Below are 22,248 nucleotides of genomic sequence, written 5' to 3' on the forward strand. Positions count from 1 at the left end.
ATGAAACGACTGGCTTCTTGCTTCATGGCGATTGGCGTTCTGGCAGGTGCTGCAGCGCAGGCGGCTGGCATCCACGTCGCGGGTGTGGATCACGTGGGTGTCAACGTGCCCGATCTGAAGCAGGCGGAGGCATTCTTCAAGAGTGCTTTCGGATGCGAACCCGTGACACGAATCGGACCATTTCAGCTGGACCCAACCGCGTCGCCCGATGCTGCGGGTTTCGCGCCCCGCGCCGATAGCGTCACGATTGCCATGCTGCGTTGCGGAGAGGGCTCGAACATCGAGTTGTTCGAGTATGTGAATTCGCGTGGCAGCAAGGTCATGCCTCGCGCCGAGGATATCGGCGCCTCGCATATCGCGTTCTACACCGACGATATCGAGGGCGCGGTGTCTTATCTGAAGGCCCAGGGCATCACCGTGCTGGGAAAACCCGTGACGATGACATCGGGCGATACCGAAGGCGAGACATGGGTGCACTTTCGCTCGCCTTGGGGTTCGGACATGGAACTCGTCAGCTACCCGAATGGCAAGGGATATGAACACCGCAGCAGCCTCAGGCTGTGGAATCCCAAGCACCCCGGTCAGTGAACCGTCAAACGAACCATCGACAGGATTGATATGAACCTTCCCCATCAACCCGGCGCGTACGGCGCCCAATTCCCCGACCACGGCCGGTCTGCCGCCGACCATGACAAAGACCTGCCGACAGCGGTTGTGGTTGCGGCCTATTACCGCGTGCACCCTGAAGACCGGCAGTCATTTGTCGATGCCGTCATCCCCGACGTGCTGGCCGCCAGAAAGATGCCCGGCTGCATCTACTACGCCTTTGCCGCGGATCTGACAGACGCCAATCTGTTTCATCTGGTGGAGGGCTGGGCAGATGAGGCGGCTTACGAGAGTCACGAACAAGCGCCTTCGTTTCTCGCGGCGCTGGCGCATGTCGTCAAGCATGTGCGAATTCTGGATCGGCAGGGGATCCGATATGAAGTCGCGCGGCAGATCATCGATGACCCCAGGAGCAAAGTGGCGCCGGCTTAAGGCGTCCAGCGGGCACGCGATGCCGGGATCGCCCGTGCGATTTGCGTGCCGATGCTTGCAGGACGGCATTCGCGCGCGTTCGGCCCAACCGTTTTCCGAGCCGCTTTTGCAGAGAGACCAAAAATGATAGTAGATATCGGCAATGCCAGTTCGACGCCAGTCGCTTCGCGGTACGAACCACCGTCCCCCCCTCCCGCTTCTCAAGTGAATGAAGTCAGCGCCACGGAGCCGGAGTCGCAGACAAATGCTGACGCGTCGTCGGCCGACACGTCGGCGGCGCAGCAGAGCAAGGAGTCGGATCCCGCCAAGAATGGAGGCGAATCGCTTGAGTCGCTCAGGGAGCAGATCGCGCAATTGGAGAAGCAGCTTGCGCAAGCGCTGGAGGAGTTGCGCGATGTTCAGTCAGCCACCATGGATGAAAAGCAGAAGGCTGCGTTGACGGCCGCCCTGCAGGTGAAAGTGGCGGTGTTGAATTCGTCTTTGATGTCCATGATGATGAAGCTGGCAGAGGCCATTGCCAATGAGAACGGCAAGAATTTTGAGAGTGCGGTTGCGCTGGCGGCGTCTCAAGGGGGTGGCGGCAGCGCGGGTTGAATGGATGCCAGCGGATCCGCCCGCGGGGGATTCGCGAATACACTGCGGTCAGGAAGACCTGACGAAAGGCCGTGCGGATTGAAGGTGATTGCACATCGAAGGCCAGCCCGATCCGGGCTGGCCTTCGGCTTTTCCGGATCCGGGTATCGGGTGTCACCAATCAAGCGCCCCGGGCGCCTCTGCAATAAAGGAAGTGAAGATGGGAAATCGGGCCTGGCTGTATCTGTGCTCGGACGAGGATGAAGGCGCGCCGCCCGCGGAGATCGCCAGCGCGAACGGCAACCTGCCGACGTTGTGGCAGGTGCTGCTGGCGGAGGGCGAGTCCCGTGCGGCGCCCGATGACCAGGACCTCCTTGGCGATGGCAATGGTGCGGGCATGGCCGCCGATGCGCGCGTTGCCCATCAGCGGCTGGGCGAACTGGCGGCATTCATGGGGGCGCACTCGGATCGCGACGATGCGCTGCCCGTGCTGCAGTTCGATGCCGCCTTTCAGTATCTGGGCGAGCTGATCGATGAACACGACGACGACGGCGACTTGTGGATAAGCGCAAATCTCAATGAGTTGTCGTGGCTGCACGCGGACGGCGCGGCGGCTTATGTTCACCAAACGCGCACCCTGTGCGAAGAACGCTGGCTAGCCGTGCGGCAAGGCATGCAGGCCGGTGACCTGGCCGCTGTGTGCAGACTGCTGGACGTGCAAGATGCCGGTGACGCCTCCGGCTGGGCGTGGCGCTTTGGTTTTGGCGGGCTGTCGCATTCCTATTTCCACGAACAGGATCCGGCCCGCACGGTCAGCTTCGAAGACTACGTTGCCGAGGGGGGCGACGATGAAGACGCGTGGCTTGGCAGCGCGCTGTACCGCTACCGTGTGGACAAGTTGTGGGGGCTGCGGGCGGTCGATCCGGAGGCCGAGTCCGACGACGACAACGACGGCGACAACGACGGCGATTGCTGGCTGCCGGTGATGGCGCCGCAGTGGGATGCGATCTGGCGCAGCGGCGCGTCCGATGTGGGCGTGCTGTGGATAAGCCGCGAGGGCCGCACGGGGCTGCTGCAGGTTACGGAGAACGTCGCGCGGGTGCTGGTGCCGCCGCGCTTTGACGCGGTGTGGGATTTTGAAGAAGACGTTGCAAGCGTCCAGATTGGCGACAAGGTGGGGCTGATCGCCGCGGATGGCAGTGAAATCCTGCAGCCGTCGCTGGACGAGGCCTGGAACTGCGCGCAAGGCCTGGTGGTGGCGCGCGTCGGGGATCAGTTGGGCTTTGTGGACAAGTCGGGTGGCTGGGCGATCACGCCGCGCTTCGAGGACGCGGGGTCGTTCTGCCCTGGAGGCTTGGCGCCCGCGTTCGAGGCGCAGGCGTGGGGTCTGGTCGACCGGCGTGGCGATTGGGTAGCGGCGCGCGAGTGGGACGACGTTTATTGGGACGAGGACCTTCACGCGTTCATCACCGAGCGCGATGGGATGCAGGGGCTGATCGACGCGTCGGGGCGGCCGGTGATGGCTGCGTGCTTTGCTGCGCTGGCGCCGCTGGATACTGCGGCCGACTCAGCCGAGCTGTGGAAAAGCGGTCTGATGCGGATCAGCGTCCTGACGCAAGATGCGCGGCGCGGTGTGGTGGATGGCCAAGGCGCCGTGCGGGTGCCGATCGTTTACAGCGATCTCGGCGAGGTGAGCTGGCTGCCGTCGGAACGGCCTGGCATCCCGGAGCCCGCGCCTGAAGGCCAGGCGGGGCGCTATGCGCGGATCCTGGCGAACGTGGGGCGGAATGACGATGGCGACGAGGCGTGGGCCGAAGGCGTCTATGACATGGCCGAGGGGCGTGAAGTGCTTGCTTGCCGGCATGTGCTGACGTTCGGGTTGGCGTGGAACGGCGCGTATGGCTGGCTGGTGATGCAAGCGGGCCAGGCGCCCTGCCCTCACAACGTGGACGGGCTTTTCGTGGGCGTGGCGCGCGCTGGTGGCGACTGGCTGCATGAACCTGTGTACGCCTGGATCGGTTCGCCGGAATCCTTGCAGACTGCGGCGGGCGTTTACAACGGCCCGCCGGCGATTGTCTCGCAGTGGAACGAGGGCGAGCCGGTGCGGGCCATGCGGGGCGATACGGGTGTGCTGGTGATGCTGCACCGTGACGGGCGGGAGACGCCGGCCTAGGCAATTGCGGCAACGGTGTCTGACACCCTGGGGAAATGGTCGCCAGTTTGAGGCGGTGTCTCACAGGGTGTCAGACACCGTCTCCACACACATCGCCGCAGCGATCGGCTACCGCGGCGGCCGCGCTTTCAGATCCCCCATCTCTTCCTGCATCAGCTGATGCGCATAGCGCGAGAACACCGTGACCAGGCGCGTGCGCGTGTGATACGGCGGGTATAGCAGCGCCACCGTGACCGGCACCGCCGGGCTGAACGGACGGACCTCCACGCCGTTCGCTTCGTATTCCTCGCGCGCGGCCAGGGGGTTGATCAGCGCCACGCCCAGCCCCGCGCCCACCAGCGCGCACACCGACGACCCCAATCCCGCTTCGGCCACCGTATGACGCTCGACCTTGGCGGACTTGAACACGGCGTCGATCTTCTCGCGCAGCGGAGTGCCGCTGGGAAATGCGATGAAGGGCTCGCCCGCAAAATCGGCGGGCTTGAGCTTCTTCAGTTTGGTCAGGCGGTGTCCGCGCGGCAGCACCGCCACGCAGCTCATCGTAAGCACCGGTTCGACCTGGATGCCGGGCGCTTCGCCGGACAGCATCGCCAGCCCGGTGTCGCAGAACCCCGAACTGATCCAGTTGTGGACCGCGCTGGCGTTGCCCGAGTGGATGGACACCATGACGTCCGGGTACTCGGTCTTGAAGGCCGCGACGATGCGCGCCAGGAGCCCGCCCGCCAGGCGTGGCATGGCCGCCACACTCAGTCGGCTGGCGCTGAACGAGCGGATGCTGGCCGCCGCCGACTCCAGGCCGGCGAGGCCGATGAAGGTCTTTTCGACCTCCTGAAAAAAGCGCGACCCGTCCTGGGTCGGGCTCAGCCGGCTGCCATTGCGGTCGAACAATGGAAACTGGGTGATGGCTTCCAATTGCGCAATTAAGCGGCTAACGTGCGGCTGCGAGGTATGCACGCGGCGCGCCGCAGCGGTCATGGATCCGGTCATCATGACGGCGCGGAACGCCTCAATGTGCCGCAAGCCCATGCGAGTAATGGCCATGTCAAATCCGTATAGAGGAATACCTGATTGGAACTGGATAAAACCATACTGCTAGTTGATACTTTTTGCCAGCCGCGGGGCTCATCGCGGGACGCGGCGGTCGCCAGCCAGACTGGAACTGCCGATCGTGAACATAAACACGCGCCGCACGTACGGCGCCAAGGGAATCAGATGAAAGCACTTGCCGCGATCTCCGTCGCCGCCGCCCTGCTGGGCACCACCGCGACGGCTCATGCCGAAGGTCCCAGCCGCCTGGACAAGATCCGGGAAACCGGCGTCATCACGATCGGCCACCCCGAGACCTCGGTGCCGTTTGCGTATCTGGACGGCAATCAGAAGCCGATCGGCTACACGGTCGAGATCTGCCAGGAAGTCGCCAAGTACGTGCAGGAAGCGCTGAAGCTGCCCAAGCTGGAAGTCCGCTACAACCCGACGACGTCGGCCACGCGCATTCCGCTGCTGGCCAACGGCACGATCGACCTGGAGTGCGGCAACACCACCAATAACGAGGCCCGCCACAAGCTGGTGTCCTTCGCGCCCACGACCTTCGTGGCGCAGGTGGTGCTGGTGGCGCGCAAGGACGGCGGCGTGGACCCCAATGACCTGTCCTCGTTCCGCGGCAAGACCATCGCGGCGCAGGCCGGCGGCCAGACGTTCAAGCTGATCTCGCAACTGAATGCGCAGGGCAACCTGGGCATCTCGATGGCGCCCACCAAGGACACCGCCGAGACCATCCTGATGGTGGAATCGGGCCGCGCCGCGGGTTCGGCTAACGACGACGGCATCGCCTACGGCGCCGTGGCCTCGTCCAAGAACCCGGACGCCTTCGTGATCGGCAAGAAGGGCCTGGAAATGGCGCCCTACGGCATCATGCAGCCCAAGGACGATCCCAAGTTCAAGAAGGTGGTTGATGACGCGGTGCTGGATCTGATGAAGACCGGCAAGGTTGCGGCGCTGTACGACAAGTATTTCAACTCGCCGATTCCGCCCAAGCAGATCAACCTGAAGTACCCCATGAGCGACGCCCTGAAGCGCGCCCTGGCCAACCCCACCGACTCGGGCGATCCCAAGGCCTACGAGTAAGCCGCATGCCGCGGGGCGCAACGCGTCCCCGCGGCGCATGAAGCAAGGACGCCGGCCGGGGCCGGCGTTGCAATCAAGGGCGAGGGCATGAATTACAACTGGAGTTGGAGCGTCTTCCTGGAGATGTCGCCGGACGGCGTGCACACCTTCCTGGAAACGATCCTGATCGGTGTGGGCTGGACGCTCGCGCTGGCATTGACGGCCTGGGTTTTCTCGTTGCTGCTGGGATCCTGGCTGGGCGTGATGCGCACGGTGCAGTCGCGCCTGATGAACGCCATCGGCGCGACCTATGTAGAGCTGTTCCGCAACATCCCGCTGCTGGTGCAGATGTTCCTGTGGTATTTCGTGCTGCCCGAATTGCTGCCGCATGCCTGGGGCCTGGCGATGAAGCAGATGCCGCAGCCGTGGGGGCAGTTCGTGCCCGCGGTGCTGTGCCTGGGCTTTTACGGATCGGCGCGTGTGGCCGAGCAATTGCGCGCGGGCATCCAGTCGCTGCCGCGCGGGCAGTTTCAGGCGGGGACCGCGCTGGGACTGACCGAGGGGCAGGTCTACCGCTACATCATCCTGCCCGAGGCCTATCGCATCGTGCTGCCGCCGCTGACCTCGGAGTTCATGGGCACGATCAAGTATTCGTCGGTGGCGCTGACCATTGGCCTGTTGGAATTGACGGGCCAGGCGCGATCCATGGCGGAGTTCAGCTTTCACATCTTCGAGGCGTTTTCGGCCGCGACGGTGATCTACCTGATTCTGAACGGCATCGTCGTGCTGGGGATGCGCACACTTGAGCGCCGAGTCGCGGTGCCCGGCCTGATCGGCACGGCCGCGAAGTCGCCTGCGGGATTGGGGCGCTGACATGGGCAAATTCGATTTCGATGTGATCTGGGGCTCGCTGCCGTACCTGTTCCAGACCGGCATGACCTTCACGCTGACGCTGACGGTGCTGGCGGCGGTGATGGGCCTGGCGTTGGGCACGATCCTGGCGATGATGCGGTTGTCGCGCTACAAGATCCTGTCGGTGCCGGCGGGCATCTACGTGAACGTCATGCGTTCGATCCCGCTGCTGCTCGTGATCTTCTGGTTCTACTTTCTGATGCCGTACATCGCCGCGTGGGTGGTGGGTTCGCCCACGCCGCTGCGCGTGGGGGCGTTCAACTCGGCGGTGATCACGTTCACGCTGTTCGAGGCCGCGTACTTCTGCGAAATCATGCGTGCCGGCATCCAGTCCATCGCGCGCGGCCAGGTATCGGCCAGCATGGCGCTGGGCCTGAATCACTGGCAAGGCATGCGGTACGTCGTGCTGCCGCAGGCGCTGCGCAACATGGTGCCGGCGCTGCTGACGCGCGTCATCATCCTGTTCCAGGACACGTCGCTGGTGTACGTGCTGTCGCTCACCGACTTCCTGGGCGCCGCGTCCAAGATCGGCCAGCGCGACGGCCGGCTGGTCGAACTCTATCTCTTCGTGGCGGTGGTGTATTTCGTGATTTGCTTCACGGCATCGCGTCTGGTCAAGCAGCTTGAAAAGCGTACGCGGGTGCTGCGCTGAGCCGCTTGCCCCAGCAACCACGTTATCCACAGGTTCAACGATGCAATCCTCTTCCAATCCTCCGATGATCGAGATCCGGCAGGTCAGCAAATGGTACGGCGACTTCCAGGTGCTGGACGACTGCTCCACCACCGTGCGCCGCGGCGAAGTCGTGGTGGTGTGCGGCCCGTCCGGGTCGGGCAAGTCCACGCTGATCAAGACCGTCAATGCGCTCGAGCCCTTTCAAAAAGGCGAGATCGTGGTCAACGGCGTGTCCGTGGGCGATCCGCGCACCAACCTGCCCAAGCTGCGCGCAGTCGCCGGCATGGTGTTCCAGCACTTCGAGCTGTTCCCGCACCTGTCCGTGACCGAGAACCTGTGCCTGGGGCAGATCAAGGTGCTCAAGCGCGGCAAGGACGAAGCGCGGCAGCGCGCGCTTGCGCTGCTTGAGCGCGTGGGTCTGTCGGCGCACAAGGACAAGCATCCCGGCGAACTGTCGGGCGGCCAGCAGCAGCGCGTGGCGATCGCCCGGGCGCTGTCGATGGACCCGGTCGTGATGCTGTTCGATGAGCCCACGTCGGCGCTGGACCCGGAGATGGTCAACGAGGTGCTGGACGTGATGACCGACCTGGCGGGCGAAGGCATGACCATGATGGTGGTGACCCACGAGATGGGATTCGCGCGCCGCGTCGCCGACCGTGTGATCTTCATGGACGGCGGCAAGATTGTCGAGGACTGCCAGAAGGAGCAGTTCTTCGGCAATGTCGAGGAGCGTGCCCCGCGCACGCGCCAGTTTCTTTCCAAAATTTTGCAGCACTGAAAGCCATGACCCAGCGGACCCCCGCCGAACCTCCCCCACTCCGCGTCGACCTGCGCAGCGATACGGTCACGCACCCGACCGCGGCCATGTACGAGCGCATGCGCACCGCGCCGATCGGCGATGACGGCCTGGACGGCGATCCCACCGTGCGTGAGCTGGAAGCGACTGTCGCGGCCAGCCTGGGCAAGGAGGCGGGCCTCTTCGTGCCGAGCTGCACGATGGCCAACTTGCTGGCCGTGCTGGCGCAAACGCAGCGCAGCGAACAGGTGGCGCTGGAAGCGACTGCCCACATGTACACGTCGGAACGCGGCGCGGCCACGTTCACGGGTTTGTTCTACCAAGGCCTGCCCGGCGCCGAAGGCGCGATGGACCTGAACCGGCTCGAAGACGCGCTGATGGCAGGCGGACACCGCCTCAAGACCGCGCTGGTGGCGATGGAGACGTCGCACAACAACGCGGGCGGCGCAGTGCTGCCGCTGGACCATATGCAGGCCGTGCACGGCATGGCGCGCGCCGCCGGGGTGCCGGTGCACCTGGATGGTGCGCGGCTGTTCAACGCGGCGGTGGCGCTGGGCGTGCCGGCCATGGACATCACGCAATACACGGATACGGTGTCGCTGTGCCTGTCCAAGGGCTTGAGCGCGCCGGTGGGCGCGGTGCTGGCGGGCAGCCAGGCCGTGATCGCCAAGTCGCGCACGCTGCGCCGCATGCTGGGCGGCACGCAGCGCCAATCCGGCATCATGGCCGCCGCGGGCCTGGAAGGCGTGCAGCACATGAGCGCGCGGCTGGGCGAGGACCACGTGCGGGCGCGCCGGTTGAGCGACGGCATCAACACGCTGGCGCCCACGCTGACCGCGACCGTGCCGCAAACCAACATCGTGCAGGTTGAGACCGCCGACACCGGCATGACCAATGCAGAGTGGGTCGCGGCGCTGCAAATGCAAGGCGTGCTGACGCGTCCGTGGGGCCGTACGCGGCTGCGCTGCGTCACGCATCGGCACATCAGCGACGACGATATCGACATGGCCGTCAAGGCGTTTTCTGCGGTGCTGAACGCGCGCTGATTCAGCCGAATTTGGGGTGGGCGATGCGATAATGCCCGCCATGTCCACCCCCACTCATCTTTCCCGGAAAGACTATTTCTGCGCCCTCGCGGTGGTGGTCATCTGGGGCCTGAATTTTGTCGTCATGAAGGTCGGCATGCGGGGCTTGTCTCCGATGATGCTCGGCGCGTTGCGATTCGCGCTGGCGGCCTTCCCGCTCATTCTCTTTGTGCGCATGCCGCGGCTGCCGTGGCACTGGGTCGCGGCCTACGGGCTGGTCCAGGGGCTGGGCCAGTTCGGCCTGCTGTTCACGGCGCTCAAGTTCGGCATGCCGGCCGGCATGGCATCGCTTGTCATCCAGACCCAGGCCTTCTTTACGCTGCTGCTCGCCGCGCCGGTGCTGCATGAGCGTGCGCGGCGGCATCACTGGATCGGACTGGGCGTCGCCGCGATGGGCCTTGCGGTCATCGCGGGGGCGCGTGGCGACGGGCCGGGGCAGATGACGATGCTGGGCTTTGTCCTGACGCTGGGGGCGGCATTCATGTGGGCGGTGTCCAACATGATCGTGCGGTTGGCCAGCCGCAAGGCGCCCGGCTACGACCCTTTCGCGTTCATTGCCTGGAGCAGCGCCGCCCCGGTGCTGCCCTTCCTGGCGCTGGCCGTGTTGATCGACGGTTGGGAACCGGTCGTGGGCATGATCACCGGCATGGGCTGGGGCGAGGCATTGTCGGTGCTGTATCTGGCGGTGCTGGCGACCCTGGTTGCCTACACGCTCTGGACGCAGTTGCTGTCGCGCCATCCCGCGGCCAAGGTCGCGCCGTTCTCGCTGCTGGTGCCGGTGGTGGGGCTGTGGGCGGCGTCGATGGCGTTCGGCGAGCGGCTGCAGCCGCTGCAATGGGCGGGCGCCGGGTGCGTGCTGGCCGGGCTGGTCATCAACCAGGTCGGCGCGCGCTGGTTGCGCACGCGCTGACGCCAGTCAGCCTTTACGCTACCGGGCCCTCATCCGCCCGACCTACCGCGTGCCGGCGAGGGCCCACTGCCCTCAAAGTTGCTCGAAGCGGATGTAACGCTTATCGGTGTACTCCCGGCGCGTGATGATTTCCTGCACCGACGCGCCCGGCGGTCCGCGGCGCAGCCATTCCAGCATGTGATCGACCTGGTCGGGCGTGCCCTGCACCAGCGCTTCGACCGTGCCGTCCAGCATGTTCTGCACCCAGCCCTTCGCGCCAAGCATGTGCGCGCGCCGCACTGTGGCGTGCCGGTAGCCCACGCCTTGCACCGTGCCGCTGACGGTGACGTGGACGGTTTCGATCTGGGTATCGGCCTTAGGGTCTTGCATGGGTTTTTCCTTCGGATGATGCGCCGCCACGCGCGACTGGCGTAGGCGGAACCGGCTACAGCGGATGGTCTATAGGCCCGGCAGGCTTCGAAGCGATACGTTAGAGCCCATGTCAAAACGTGCCAGCTTAGAAATACCCATTACCAGAGCTTGGAGAAGCCATTATGGAAGAGACCAGTTTGTTGTCGGAAGCCGAGACAGCGCGCTACAGGGATCAGGGTTACCTGGCCTTGAAGGACATGTGCCCTCAGGACGAGGTCGGCTACATCCGCAGGACGCTGCTGGACTTGTTCTCGAATAAGACGGGTTACAACGAGGGCGCGCAATATGACTTTGTCAGCCGCGACGACCCGAGCAAGCCCGCGAAGTTTCCGAGTCTGCACGATCCGCGACATTATGCCCCGGGCCTGCTGAAGACGGTGTACCACGAACGCACGCTGGAACTGGCGCGGCAGCTGCTGGGCCCGCAGGCCGCGCTGTATGGCGAGCACGCGTTGCTCAAGCCCGGCCCGCACGGTCCGGAAACGCCGTGGCACCAGGACGAAGCTTTCCGGTCGCCGGACTTTGTCTACAACGAACTGAGCATCTGGCTGGCGCTGCAGCCGGCCACCGTCGAGAACGGCTGCATGCAGTTCCTGCCGGGGTCGAACAAGTGGGACGTGCTGGAGCACCGTTCCCCGGGCGGCGACAAGACGCTGCATCCGCTGGAATGCTGCGGCGATTTCCCGCGCGAACAGGCGGTGGCCGAACCCCTTGATCCGGGCGGCATCACTGTCCACGATGCGCGCACGCTGCACTTCACGGGACCGAACACGTCGCAGACGCCGCGGCTGGCGTACATCCTGATCTACAACACGCCGCCGGTGTACAAGCCGGGCCGCCGGGAATTCCCGTGGCTGGAAGGCCGCTGGACCGACAGCCAGACCCGCAAGAAGCAATGGCACAAGCGCGGCGGGCTGGCGGTGGACGTGATGCGCCGGCTGCCGGGCGCGCGGCTGACCAGCCCGCGCTGGGTGGCGTGGGCAACGATACGCGCGGTCAGCAAGGTGTGGCCGCGCTAGGGCTGGGCGTGCAGGGGCCATAGAGCCTTTGCGCAGGGGGGCGAACGGGGCCGGCAAGCGACGCTTGCCGGCCTCGGCGCGTATACTGGGCGGCGCCGCGCGGGTCATCAAGCCTGGCGCGGCGGCAAGGCTGCCCCACGGCTGGCGGCCCGAAAGCACAAGAAAATGTCGCAGCTGGCGCACCCCTATCACTCCACAGACACTCCATGACCGCTAACCTTTCTACGATCACCTGCATCGAAGATTTGCGCGTTGTCGCGCAGAAGCGCGTGCCGCGCATGTTCTACGACTACGCCGATTCCGGCGCCTGGACCGAAGGCACCTATCGCGCGAATGAAAGCGACTTTCATCGGATCAAGCTGCGCCAGCGCGTGGCGGTCAACATGGAAGGCCGGTCGCTGCGCACCACCATGGTGGGCCAGGACGTGGTCATGCCGCTGGCGATTTCGCCCACGGGCCTGACCGGCATGCAGCATGCCGACGGCGAGATCCTGGCCGCCAAGGCCGCCGCCGATTTCGGCGTGCCGTTCACGCTGTCCACGATGAGCATCTGCTCGCTGGAAGACGTGGCGCAGGCCACAGGCAAGCCCTTCTGGTTCCAGCTCTACGTGATGCGCGACCGCGAGTTCGTGGGCAACCTGATCGACCGCGCCAAGGCCGCCGGCTGCTCGGCGCTGGTGCTGACGCTGGACCTGCAGATCCTGGGCCAGCGCCACAAGGACATCAAGAACGGCCTGTCGACGCCGCCCAAGCCCACGCTGCGCAACCTCATCAACCTGGCGACCAAGCCCCGCTGGTGCATGGGCATGCTGGGCACCAAGCGCCGCACCTTCGGCAACATTGTCGGCCACGCCAAGGGCGTGAGCGACCTGTCGTCGCTGTCGTCGTGGACGGCCGAGCAGTTCGATCCCCGCCTGAGCTGGGACGACGTGGAATGGATCAAGCAGCGCTGGGGCGGCAAGCTCATCATCAAGGGCATTCTGGATGTCGAAGACGCGCAGCTCGCCGCCAACAGCGGCGCCGACGCGCTCATCGTCAGCAACCACGGCGGCCGCCAGCTTGACGGCGCCATGTCGTCCATCGCGGCCCTGCCGGGAATTGCCGATGCCGTGGGTTCGAAAATCGAGGTGTGGATGGACGGCGGCATCCGCTCCGGCCAGGACATCCTGAAGGCCGTGGCGCTGGGCGCGCGCGGCACGATGATCGGCCGCGCCTTCCTGTACGGGCTGGGCGCGTATGGCCAGGCCGGCGTCACCCGCACGCTGGAGATCCTGTACAAGGAAATGGACACGACGATGGCGCTGTGCGGCCGCCGCACGATCGAGCCGGGCGACCGCAGCATCCTGCTGCCGGGCACGTATCCGACCTGATCGCTGACGCTTGTTGAAAAAGCCCGGGCCCATACGTGTCCGGGTTTTTTTATGCGCGGACGCCGCGCACTGTGCGTGGGCTATGCGCCGTTGCCCGTGCCCAAAAACTGGCTGGGCCTGCGCAGCGCGGGGTCGAAGGGATTGATCTGCGCGCCCACCGCGTCGGCCTCGCGGCGCAGCATTTCCACGATCAGCGGCAGGCGTTCATCGCTGATGCGTTCGATGGGCGCCGCCACGCTCAGCGCCGCCACCGTGACGCCGTTGGGATCGTAGACCGGCACCGCCAGCCCCGCGATGTTGGGGAACACGCCCTGCCCCTGGCTGCGCGCGTAGCGCAGTTCCAGGCATTCCTTGATGCGCACGCGCATCGAGATCTCGTCCACGAAGCCCAGGTGATGCAGGCGCGGAATGTTGAAGCGCATGACCTCTTCGCGCTCGGCTTCCGGCAGGCTGGCCAGCAGCACCAGGCCACCTTGTCCCATGCCCAGCGGCACGCGGCCGCCGATGTCGCCGGTGTGCGAGCGCACCGGAAAGGCGCCGTCCACGCGGTCGACGCAGACCGCATCAAAGCCGCTGCGCACCAGCAGAAAAATGGTGTCGTTGAGCATGCCGGACAGACGCAGCATGGCGGGACGGTAGAGGGTGCGCAGGCTGGATTGATGGTTGCCCGCCGCGGCCGCCAGCGAAAAGAAGGCGACGCTGAGCTGATAGCCCTTGCTTTGGGCCGGCTGCTCCACCACCCCTTCCTGCATCAGGCCTTGCAGCACCCGGTGCACCGTGGCCTGCGCCTGGCCCGTGCGGGCGGCGATATCGGTCAGGCGCAGCTTGTCCCCTTTGGCGTCGGCCAGCACGCGCAGCACGGCAAAGGCCCGCTGCAATACGCCCTGGCCTGCGGAATCGTCCGGCGTTTCTGATTTCTTCATTCTTGGGTTCCGATAATCAAAATAGTCTGGCGTATTTTTATCAAGAAATTCAGTCTACCGGAAATAACGAATAAAAAATTCGATTCTTCGGAAAACCCTAATTGACCCTCCGTTTTGGCGGCTCCTAGACTGCGCCATCACTTAGGCAGCCTGGGCGGCACTTTTTCCACCCGGCGGCGCAGGGCCCGGACGGGCCACGGGGTTTGGAACATGGCATTTCTGCGGCTGGACAACGTCTCCAAGAACTACGGCGATCTGCGTGTCGTCTCGGACTTCTGCCTGTCGGTCGACAAGGGCGAGTTCGTCTCGCTGCTGGGCCCTTCCGGCTGCGGCAAGACCACCACGCTGCAGATGATTGCCGGCTTTGCCGACGTGACCTGCGGCACCATCACGCTGGACGGCCGCGACATCACGCACGCCAAGCCCAACACGCGCGGCCTGGGCATCGTGTTCCAGAGCTATGCGCTGTTCCCGCACCTGACCGTGGCCGACAACGTCGCCTTCGGCCTGAAGATGCGCAAGGTCGAACGCGCCGAACGGCAGGACCGTGTGCGCGAGGCGTTGGCCCTGGTGAAGCTGGACAAGCATGCCGACCGCTTCCCCCGCGAACTGTCGGGCGGCCAGCGGCAACGCGTGGCGCTGGCCCGTGCGCTGGTGATCCGGCCGCCGGTGCTGCTGCTGGACGAACCGCTGTCCAACCTGGACGCCAAGCTGCGCGAGGACATGCAGTTCGAACTGCGCAGCATCCAGCGCAAGATCGGCACCACCACCGTCATGGTCACGCACGATCAGGCCGAAGCCCTGTCCATCAGCGATCGCGTCGTCGTCATGCAGGACGGCCGGGCCACGCAGGTGGACGCGCCCTACCGCATGTATGAACACCCGCAGACCGAGTTCATCTCGCGCTTTGTCGGCAAGACCAATCTGCTGCCCGGCCGCGTGACGCGCTGCGGCGCGCAGGCTGAAGTGCAGACCGGCGCGTTGAGCCTGGTCGTGGACGGCGAAGGCCTGCGCCACGGCGATAGCGTGCAGCTGTCGCTGCGCCCGGAAAAGCTGGTGCCCGTGCCGTCTGGCCAGGGCAAGCTCGCCTGTGTCGTGAACACGCGCTACTTCCTGGGCAGCCAGTGGATGTACGACCTGGATTCGCCGGTGGGGGCGCTGACCATCCTCACGCCCAACGACGGCCGCCGCCCGCATGACGACGGCGAACAGATCGGGCTGGACTGGGCGGACGGCGTGCTACGCGTGCTGCGCGCGCCTGCTGCCGCGGCGGCGGACTGACATGGCGACGCTGACGCAACGCGGCGCCGCCGCCAACCCGCCCAAGCCGCGCAACGACGGGATGCTGGCCATCCTGGGATCCATTCCGCTGGCCCTCGTGTTTCTGACGCTGGTGCTCACGCCGCTGGCGTTGACCTTTGCCCTGTCGTTCCGGCCGTTCGACTACGCCACCGGCATCCAGCCCGGCCACACGTTCGAACACTATCTGGCCGTGGTGACGGACGGCTACTTCATCGAGATCTTCTGGCGCACCTTCTGGATCGCCGGCGTCACCACGCTGATCTGCGTGCTGATCGGCGCACCTGAGGCCTACATCCTGTCGCGCATGCGCAAGCCCTGGCGCTCGATCTTCCTGCTGGTGGTGCTGTCGCCGCTGCTGATCTCGCTGGTGGTGCGCGCGTTCGGCTGGAGCATGCTGCTGGGTCCAAGCGGGCCGCTAGGCAAGGCAGCCGCGGCACTGGGGCTGGGATCGCTGCTGTACACGCCCACCGCCGTCATCATCGGCCTCGTGCACGTCATGCTGCCCTTCATGGTGATTCCGGTCTGGACGTCGCTGCAGAAGCTGGATCCCACCGTCGAGCACGCCGCGCTGTCGCTGAACGCCTCGCGCTTTCAGACGCTGACGCGCATCGTGCTGCCGCAGGCCATGCCGGGCATCCTGTCCGGCAGCCTCATCGTGTTCGGCCTGTCGGCCAGCTCGTTTGCCATTCCCGCGCTGCTGGGCGGACGGCGGCTGAAGATGGTGGCCACTGTCGTGTACGACGAGTTCCTGACCGAGCTGAACTGGCCGCTGGGCGCGGCGATCGCCATCGTGCTGCTGATCGTGAACGTGATCGTCATGATGGCGTACAACCGCGTCGTCGAACGCTCTTACCGCCGCAGCCTGGGCTGACCCGCGCAAGGAATCGAACATGCAGAAGAACGGTCCTTTCGCGCTGGCGTTCAACTTTCTGGTGGTGGCGTTCGTGCTGGCGCCGCTGGTCATCGTGTGCCTGGTGGCGTTCACACCCGATTCGACGCTGACGGTGCCGACGACCAGCTTCTCGCTGCGCTGGTTCTACGCGGTCTTCGACCATCCCAACTTCATGCAGGCGTTCAAGAACAGCCTGTGGCTGGCGTTCCTGTCGGCCAGCATCGCCGTGTGCCTGGCGGTGCCGGCCGCCATCGCCATCACGCGCTACCGCTTTCCGGGGCGCGACGTGCTCAACGGCCTGTTCCTGTCGCCCTTGATGATTCCGCATCTGGTGCTGGGCGTGGCGCTCTTGCGCTTCTTTGCGCTGATGGGCATGGCCGGCAGCTTTCCGTGGCTGGTGGCCAGCCACGTCGTCGTCATCACGCCTTACGTGATGCGCCTGGTGATCGGCGCGCTGGTGGGTTTTGACCGGTCCATCGAACACGCGGCGCTGTCGCTGGGCGCCAGCCGTGCGACAGTGTTCTTCACGGTCACCTTGCCGCTCATCATTCCCGGCGTGTCCGGCGGCTGGCTGCTGGCGTTCATCAACAGCTTCGACGAACTGACGATGTCGGTGTTCATCACCGCGCCGTCGACCATCACGCTGCCGGTGCGCATGTACATGTACGCCACGGAATCCATCGACCCGATGATGGCCGCCGTGTCCGCGCTGGTGATCGCGCTGACCGCGGTGACGATGCTGCTGCTGGATCGCGTGTATGGCCTGGACCGCGTCCTGGTGGGCCAGAAATGAACTCGCTGCCGACAGCCGCAAAGGAGCCGCGCGCGCCATGGCAATCCTGAAACGCCTGGCCGAAACCGGCCGGCCCGCGTTGACCTTCACCTTCGACGGACAGACGTGCACCGCGCTCGCCGGCGACACCGTCCTGACCGCCGTGCTGACCCAGGCCGAGCGCCTGCGTACCTCGGAATTCGGCGGTGGTCCGCGCGCCGGCTTCTGCATGATGGGCGCGTGCCAGGACTGCTGGGTGCAGCTTGAAACCGGCGAGCGTGTGCGCGCCTGTTCCACGTACATCGAGCCCGGCATGCGGCTGCAGAGCGCCGCGCTGGCGCCGGCATCCACGCCGGGCACGTTGGCGGCCGCCTCTGCGCCAGGGACGCTGACGGCCGCCGCCTGGCCCGAGGACGACGCGTCATGAGCATCGTCATGCCCGTGATCGTTGGCGCCGGCCCCGCCGGTATCCGCGCGGCCCAGACGCTGGCCGCGCAGGGCCTGCGGCCCGTGATCCTGGACGAAGGGCTGCGCCCCGGCGGCCAGATCTACCGTCAGCCGCCGCCCGGCTTCTCGCGTCCCAAATCCGCGCTGTATGGTTTTGAACATCGCAAGGCTGACGCCGTACACCGCACCATGCAGGAATTGCAGGGCAACGTCGAATACCGCCCAGGGTGCCTGGTCTGGAACGCCGAGGGCAAGACGCTGGACGTGCTGCGCGACGGCGTCAGCACGGCGGTGCCCTACACGCATCTGATTCTTGCGACTGGGGCGACCGACCGCGTGCTGCCGTTTCCCGGCTGGCTGACGCCCGGTGTCTACACGCTGGGCGGATCGCAGGTCGCGTTGAAGCACCAGGGATGCGCCATCGGATCGCGCGTCGCATTTCTGGGCACCGGTCCCCTGCTTTATCTCGTGGCGTATCAATACGCGAAAGCAGGCGCACAGGTCGCCGCCGTGCTGGACACATCGCGATTTGCGGACCGCGTCGCCGCGCTACCCGGCATGTTGCGCGCCCCCGCGCTGCTGGCCAAAGGCCTCTATTACATGGCGTGGCTGCGCGCGCACGGCGTGCCGCTGCGCAGCGGCGTGCGCCCCGTCGCCGTGCAGGGCGGCGATCGCGTCACGGGCCTGTCGTACACCCAGAACGGGCAGACGCATGCACTGCACTGCGATGCCGTGGGCTTCGGCCTGTCGCTGCGCTCCGAAACCCAACTCGCCAGCCTGATCGGCTGCGACTTCGAATTCAACGAACGCGACCGCAACTGGATCCCGCGGCGCGACGCCGCTGGACGCAGTAGCGTGGCGGGTGTTTACGTTGCCGGCGACGGCGCAGGCATTGCCGGGGCCGATGCAGCGGAACTCGCGGGCGAACGCGCCGCGCTGGCGCTGCTTGAGGACACGGGACATCCGCACGACGCGCGCCGCGCGCGGATACTGGAATCGCAACTCGCGGCAAACAGCCGCGTGCGCGACGCGCTGGAACGCGCATTTCCGTTTCCCGAGGATTGGGCCGCCAGCATCGCCGACGACACTGTCGTCTGCCGTTGCGAGGAAGTCACCGCCGGCACCATCCGCCAGGCCGTGCGCGACAACGGCGTGCAAGAAATGAATCGCCTGAAGGCGCTGACCCGCGTCGGCATGGGACGCTGCCAGGGCCGCATGTGCGGCGTGGCCGGCGCCGAAGTCCTGGCCCATGCCGTCGGCTGCGCGCCGCAGGCGGTAGGACGGCTGCGCAACCAGCCGCCGGTCAAGCCTATTCCGGTCAGCGTCGTCTGCCTGGAACGGCCCGCGAAAAAGGCCGCCTGATGGAACGCATCGATACCGAAGTCGCGATCATCGGCGGTGGCATCGTCGGCGGCAGCGCCGCACTCTTCCTGCGCCGGCTAGGCGTGCCCGTCGTGCTGCTGGAAGCCGCGCTGTGCGGCGCCAAGGCCAGCGGCGTCAACTACGGCGGCGTGCGCCGGCAGGGACGCGGCATCGAACAACTGCCGCTCGCGCGGCGCGCGCACGAACTGTGGGGCCAATTGCCCGCGCTGATCGGCATCGACGGCGAATACGTGCGTTCCGGCCACCTCAAGCTGGCCACCTCCGACGCCGATCTGGCGCTGCTCGAAGCCTACCGCGACAACACGCGCGGCTTCGGCATGGACCTTGAAATCCTGGATCGCCGCGCGCTCGCCCAACGCTTCGGCTGGCTGGGCGAAAGCGTGGTCGGCGGCTCCTTTTGCCCGCAGGACGGCCACGCCAACCCTCGGCTCGTGTCCCCCGCCTTCGGACGTGCCGCCGCCGCGCTGGGCGCCGACGTGCGCGAAGGCGTGCGCGTCACCTCCGCCACGCACGACGGCACGCGCTTCATCGTGCGCGCCGGCGACACGCTTGAAGTGCGATCGCGCTACCTCTTGAACTGCGCCGGCGCCTGGGCCGGCCGCTTTGCCGAAGGCTTCGGCGAGCCGGTTCCCGAAACGTCCATCCACCCCTTGATGATGGTGACCGAGCCCCTGCCGCTGTTCATGAACGTCAGCCTCGGCATGCAGGGCGGCGGCATCTACGCACGGCAGGTCGCGCGCGGCAACTGCGTCATCGGCGGCGGACGCGGCGTTTCCGCCGACCCCGACTACGCACGCCCCGGCCGCGCCAACCTCGGCGCGCTCATGGCCAATGCCGTCAAGCTCCTGCCCGTGCTGCGCGGCGCCCAGGTCATCCGCTTCTGGACCGGCGTCGAAGGCAACATGCCCGACCACAATCCCGTGCTCAGCCCCAGCGCCACCGTGCCCGGCCTTTTTCACGCCTTCGGCCTGTCCGGCGCGGGCTTTCAGATTGGCCCCGCCATCGGCGAAGTCCTGGCCGACCTGGTCGTGCACGGCCGATCTTCCATCCCTATCGATGCCTTCCGCATTGAACGGTACGCGCCCGCCGCTCACGGCGCCGCGGCCCGGCCTGATCGTCTTCGTGAGCAAACGCTGGAGTCACCATGATGCACAAGAAACAGGGCGCGCAGCGCCTGACCAAGGGGAAACGGTTGCTGGGCGCGGCGATGCTGGCATTGCTGTCCGCCGGCGCCATCGCGCAGCAGAAAACGTTGTACGTCGGCATGAACGGCGGCGACATGGAACGCGCCTTCACCCAGCACGTCTTCCCCGATTTTGAAAAGGCCAACAACGTCAAGATCGTCGTCGTGCCCGGCACCTCGACCGACGTCCTCGCCAAGGCCCAGGCCTACAAAGACAAGCCCCAGATGCACGTCATGTTCCTGGACGACGGCATCATGGCCCGCGCCATTTCCATGGGCCTGTGCGAACAGCTCAACGACGACCCCGTCCTCAAAGAGCTGTATCCCACCGCCCTGATGAAAGACCGCATGGCCGCCGGCATCGACATCGGCATGACCGGCCTCGGCTACAACACCCGCCTCTTCCAGAAAAACGGCTGGACCCCGCCCACCTCGTGGCTGGATTTGGCCGACCCCAAGTACAAAGGCAAGGTCGTCTTCCAATCCGCGTCCGGCAGCACCTTCGGCCTGCACGGCTTCCTGATGTTCAACCGCATCGAAGGCGGCAACGACCAGAACTACGAGCCCGGCTTCAAGAAGTGGCCCTCCACCATCGGCCCCAACGTCCTCGAGTACATCCCCAACTCCGCCAAGCTCGCCGAGATGATCCAGTCCGACGAGGCCGCCATCTTCCCGCTGACGCCCACCGCCATCGCCCGCTTGAAGAAGCGCGACATCCCAGTGGAATACGCCCAGCCCAAGGAAGGCTCCGTCATCCTCATGGTCGGCGAATGCGTCATCGCCAAGAACAGCGAACCCGAACTCGCACAGAAGCTCGCGCTCTACCTCTTGTCCGCCAAGGCCCAGGCCAAGGCCCTGGAAATGGGCGGCCACTTCCCGTCCAACAAGAACGTCCAGGCCCCCGCCGACAACGCCGAGTCCCTCAAACGCTTCCAAGGCTACATGGCCAACGCTAAGATCCTGGACTGGGACCAGATCAACGCGGCCCGGCCCGCCTTCAACGCCCGCTGGAACCGCACGGTCGAACGTTGACGACACCGCGCGGCGCTCCTGTCGGCAACCCGCAGGCGCGCCGCGCCGGGCATTTGCCGCCGGACTATGCGCTTGAAACACGCGCCTGGCACACACGCCCGCAACACCAGCAAGGACACGCATGCGCCTCATCATCAACTCCGGCGGCCCTCAGGCGATCGACGCATGGCGCACGCAGTTCCGCACCTTCGCGCCGGACCTGGACGTCGTCGGCTGGCATGAAGACCCCGACCCCGCCACCATCGACTACGCCCTCGTCTGGGCCCCCGACGCCGGCCGCCTAGCCACCTTCCCCAACCTCAAACTCATCATCAGCGCCGGCGCCGGCGTCGACCACATCCTCGCCGACCCCGCCCTGCCGCGCCACCTGCCCATCGCCCGCATGGTCACCGCCCGCACGCAGACCGAGATGGCAGAATACGTGCTCACCAGCGCCCTGATGATCACGCGCAACGTCAAACGCATCACCGACAACCAGTCGCGGCGGCACTGGGAAATCTTTGACTCCTTACGGGTCGCCGCTGACGTACGCGTCGGCATCATGGGCCTGGGTCACCTCGGCGTCGCCGCCGCGCAACTCCTGTCCCGCGCGGGCTTCCCCGTCAGCGGCTGGTCCCGCGGCGCGACCACACTGCCCGGCCTGCCCTCCTACGCAGGGCAGGAACAGTTCACCCAATTCCTGGCAAACACCGACCTCCTGGTCTGCCTGCTTCCCGCAACCGACGCCACTCGCGGCATCCTCAACCGCGACACGCTGTCGCAACTACCCAAAGGCGCCAGCCTCATCAACGCGGGGCGCGGCACTCACATGGTCACGCAGGACATCCTGGATGCGTTGAACAGCGGCCATCTGGACCAGGCGATCCTTGACGTCTTCGAACAGGAACCCCTGCCAGAAGACTCGCCGCTGTGGACGCACCCAAGAATCACGATCACGCCCCACTGCGCAGCGATCCCCGACCGCAAGGAGCGGGCACGACACACCGCGCTGCTGATCGCCGCGAATGAACGCGGTGAAGCTCTGCCAAACATCTTCGATCCAAAGCGCGGCTATTGATAGCGGCAAATCACACAGCGAAGCGCGCAGCGCCAAACGCGCGCCTCAAGACACCGCGTAAGCTCCACCAGGCCGCCCGCGCGGCCGCCGTGGAGCGGGCTCCGCAAGTTCTTCCATCCCAAGCTCCGACCGAGCACAAAAACGCCAAGCACTCCGCCCGCCCGAGCGATGCAGATACCTGAACTAACGGAGCA

General features: G+C 65.9%; 23 protein-coding genes. 20 read left to right on the forward strand and 3 right to left on the reverse strand.

Annotated elements, in window-relative coordinates; genetic code table 11:
* From B2W22_RS12955 to B2W22_RS12970, 4 genes are all read left to right on the forward strand, one after another.
* Positions 1-588: a VOC family protein gene (locus B2W22_RS12955; RefSeq protein ID WP_175136958.1), complete on the forward strand. Its 588-nt coding sequence runs from the start codon at positions 1-3 to the stop codon at positions 586-588.
* A gap of 30 nt (positions 589-618) precedes the next feature.
* Positions 619-1,038 carry a putative quinol monooxygenase gene (locus tag B2W22_RS12960; RefSeq protein WP_286938010.1) on the forward strand — a complete coding sequence of 140 codons (420 nt, stop codon included), beginning with the start codon at positions 619-621 and terminating at the stop codon, positions 1,036-1,038.
* Positions 1,039-1,242: 204 nt separating this feature from the next.
* A complete protein-coding gene (locus B2W22_RS12965) occupies positions 1,243-1,632 on the forward strand; it encodes a hypothetical protein (RefSeq protein ID WP_175124841.1) in 390 nt (129 codons plus the stop codon).
* Between the two features lie 199 nt (positions 1,633-1,831).
* On the forward strand, positions 1,832-3,784 hold the full coding sequence (locus B2W22_RS12970; protein WP_286938013.1) for a WG repeat-containing protein: 1,953 nt from the start codon (positions 1,832-1,834) through the stop codon (positions 3,782-3,784).
* A gap of 108 nt (positions 3,785-3,892) precedes the next feature.
* Here the strand turns inward: B2W22_RS12970 and B2W22_RS12975 are convergent, their stop codons facing one another.
* The gene (locus tag B2W22_RS12975; RefSeq protein WP_175136960.1) at positions 3,893-4,825 is read right to left on the reverse strand and encodes a LysR substrate-binding domain-containing protein; all 933 of its coding nucleotides are present in this window, start codon (positions 4,823-4,825) and stop codon (positions 3,893-3,895) included.
* Between the two features lie 171 nt (positions 4,826-4,996).
* Between B2W22_RS12975 and B2W22_RS12980 the strand changes: the two genes are divergently transcribed.
* The 6 genes from B2W22_RS12980 to B2W22_RS13005 all read left to right on the forward strand — a co-directional run bounded on the left by B2W22_RS12980 (position 4,997) and on the right by B2W22_RS13005 (position 10,263).
* Positions 4,997-5,908 carry an amino acid ABC transporter substrate-binding protein gene (locus tag B2W22_RS12980; protein ID WP_175124844.1) on the forward strand — a complete coding sequence of 304 codons (912 nt, stop codon included), beginning with the start codon at positions 4,997-4,999 and terminating at the stop codon, positions 5,906-5,908.
* 87 nt (positions 5,909-5,995) lie between these two features.
* The gene (locus B2W22_RS12985) at positions 5,996-6,760 is read left to right on the forward strand and encodes an amino acid ABC transporter permease (protein ID WP_175124845.1); all 765 of its coding nucleotides are present in this window, start codon (positions 5,996-5,998) and stop codon (positions 6,758-6,760) included.
* A gap of 1 nt (position 6,761) precedes the next feature.
* A complete protein-coding gene (locus B2W22_RS12990) occupies positions 6,762-7,451 on the forward strand; it encodes an amino acid ABC transporter permease (RefSeq protein WP_056565990.1) in 690 nt (229 codons plus the stop codon).
* Positions 7,452-7,515: 64 nt separating this feature from the next.
* Positions 7,516-8,250, forward strand: coding sequence for an amino acid ABC transporter ATP-binding protein (locus B2W22_RS12995; RefSeq protein ID WP_056565987.1), 735 nt, complete (start codon positions 7,516-7,518; stop codon positions 8,248-8,250).
* Positions 8,251-8,255: 5 nt separating this feature from the next.
* The gene (locus tag B2W22_RS13000; protein WP_175136961.1) at positions 8,256-9,314 is read left to right on the forward strand and encodes a threonine aldolase family protein; all 1,059 of its coding nucleotides are present in this window, start codon (positions 8,256-8,258) and stop codon (positions 9,312-9,314) included.
* Positions 9,315-9,354: 40 nt separating this feature from the next.
* Entirely contained in the window at positions 9,355-10,263 is a 909-nt protein-coding gene (locus tag B2W22_RS13005) for an EamA family transporter (RefSeq protein WP_175136962.1), read from the forward strand.
* Between the two features lie 72 nt (positions 10,264-10,335).
* Here the strand turns inward: B2W22_RS13005 and B2W22_RS13010 are convergent, their stop codons facing one another.
* The gene (locus B2W22_RS13010; protein WP_056565981.1) at positions 10,336-10,632 is read right to left on the reverse strand and encodes an acylphosphatase; all 297 of its coding nucleotides are present in this window, start codon (positions 10,630-10,632) and stop codon (positions 10,336-10,338) included.
* Between the two features lie 164 nt (positions 10,633-10,796).
* Between B2W22_RS13010 and B2W22_RS13015 the strand changes: the two genes are divergently transcribed.
* Positions 10,797-11,693: a phytanoyl-CoA dioxygenase family protein gene (locus B2W22_RS13015; RefSeq protein ID WP_175124848.1), complete on the forward strand. Its 897-nt coding sequence runs from the start codon at positions 10,797-10,799 to the stop codon at positions 11,691-11,693.
* A 206-nt stretch (positions 11,694-11,899) separates the two neighbouring features.
* The gene (locus B2W22_RS13020) at positions 11,900-13,063 is read left to right on the forward strand and encodes an alpha-hydroxy acid oxidase (protein WP_105236807.1); all 1,164 of its coding nucleotides are present in this window, start codon (positions 11,900-11,902) and stop codon (positions 13,061-13,063) included.
* A gap of 80 nt (positions 13,064-13,143) precedes the next feature.
* Here B2W22_RS13020 and B2W22_RS13025 read toward each other — a convergent pair whose 3' ends face one another.
* Positions 13,144-13,986, reverse strand: a complete 843-nt coding sequence (locus tag B2W22_RS13025) for an IclR family transcriptional regulator (RefSeq protein ID WP_175136963.1) — start codon at positions 13,984-13,986, stop codon at positions 13,144-13,146.
* Positions 13,987-14,196: 210 nt separating this feature from the next.
* Here B2W22_RS13025 and B2W22_RS13030 point away from each other — a divergent pair, with 210 nt between their 5' ends.
* The 8 genes from B2W22_RS13030 (at position 14,197) to B2W22_RS13065 (ending at position 22,054) form a co-directional block, all read left to right on the forward strand.
* Positions 14,197-15,267 (forward strand): ABC transporter ATP-binding protein, encoded by a 1,071-nt coding sequence (locus B2W22_RS13030; protein WP_105236809.1) that lies wholly within the window; start codon positions 14,197-14,199, stop codon positions 15,265-15,267.
* A 1-nt stretch (position 15,268) separates the two neighbouring features.
* Positions 15,269-16,159, forward strand: a complete 891-nt coding sequence (locus tag B2W22_RS13035; RefSeq protein WP_175136964.1) for an ABC transporter permease — start codon at positions 15,269-15,271, stop codon at positions 16,157-16,159.
* Positions 16,160-16,178: 19 nt separating this feature from the next.
* On the forward strand, positions 16,179-16,973 hold the full coding sequence (locus tag B2W22_RS13040) for an ABC transporter permease (protein ID WP_062839314.1): 795 nt from the start codon (positions 16,179-16,181) through the stop codon (positions 16,971-16,973).
* Positions 16,974-17,010: 37 nt separating this feature from the next.
* On the forward strand, positions 17,011-17,379 hold the full coding sequence (locus B2W22_RS13045) for a (2Fe-2S)-binding protein (protein ID WP_175136965.1): 369 nt from the start codon (positions 17,011-17,013) through the stop codon (positions 17,377-17,379).
* Positions 17,376-18,761 carry an NAD(P)/FAD-dependent oxidoreductase gene (locus B2W22_RS13050; protein ID WP_175124853.1) on the forward strand — a complete coding sequence of 462 codons (1,386 nt, stop codon included), beginning with the start codon at positions 17,376-17,378 and terminating at the stop codon, positions 18,759-18,761. The genes B2W22_RS13045 and B2W22_RS13050 overlap by 4 nt, the downstream gene beginning before the upstream one ends.
* Positions 18,758-19,930, forward strand: a complete 1,173-nt coding sequence (locus B2W22_RS13055; protein WP_175185913.1) for an NAD(P)/FAD-dependent oxidoreductase — start codon at positions 18,758-18,760, stop codon at positions 19,928-19,930. The genes B2W22_RS13050 and B2W22_RS13055 overlap by 4 nt, the downstream gene beginning before the upstream one ends.
* Positions 19,927-20,997, forward strand: a complete 1,071-nt coding sequence (locus B2W22_RS13060; RefSeq protein WP_175136967.1) for an ABC transporter substrate-binding protein — start codon at positions 19,927-19,929, stop codon at positions 20,995-20,997. Before B2W22_RS13055 ends, B2W22_RS13060 begins: the two co-directional genes overlap by 4 nt.
* 121 nt (positions 20,998-21,118) lie before the next feature.
* Positions 21,119-22,054 (forward strand): 2-hydroxyacid dehydrogenase, encoded by a 936-nt coding sequence (locus B2W22_RS13065; protein WP_286938020.1) that lies wholly within the window; start codon positions 21,119-21,121, stop codon positions 22,052-22,054.
* The last annotated feature ends 194 nt before the right edge of the window (positions 22,055-22,248 follow it).

Source organism: Achromobacter sp. UBA4530 (assembly GCF_002388205.1).
Classification (GTDB): domain Bacteria; phylum Pseudomonadota; class Gammaproteobacteria; order Burkholderiales; family Burkholderiaceae_B; genus Achromobacter; species Achromobacter animicus.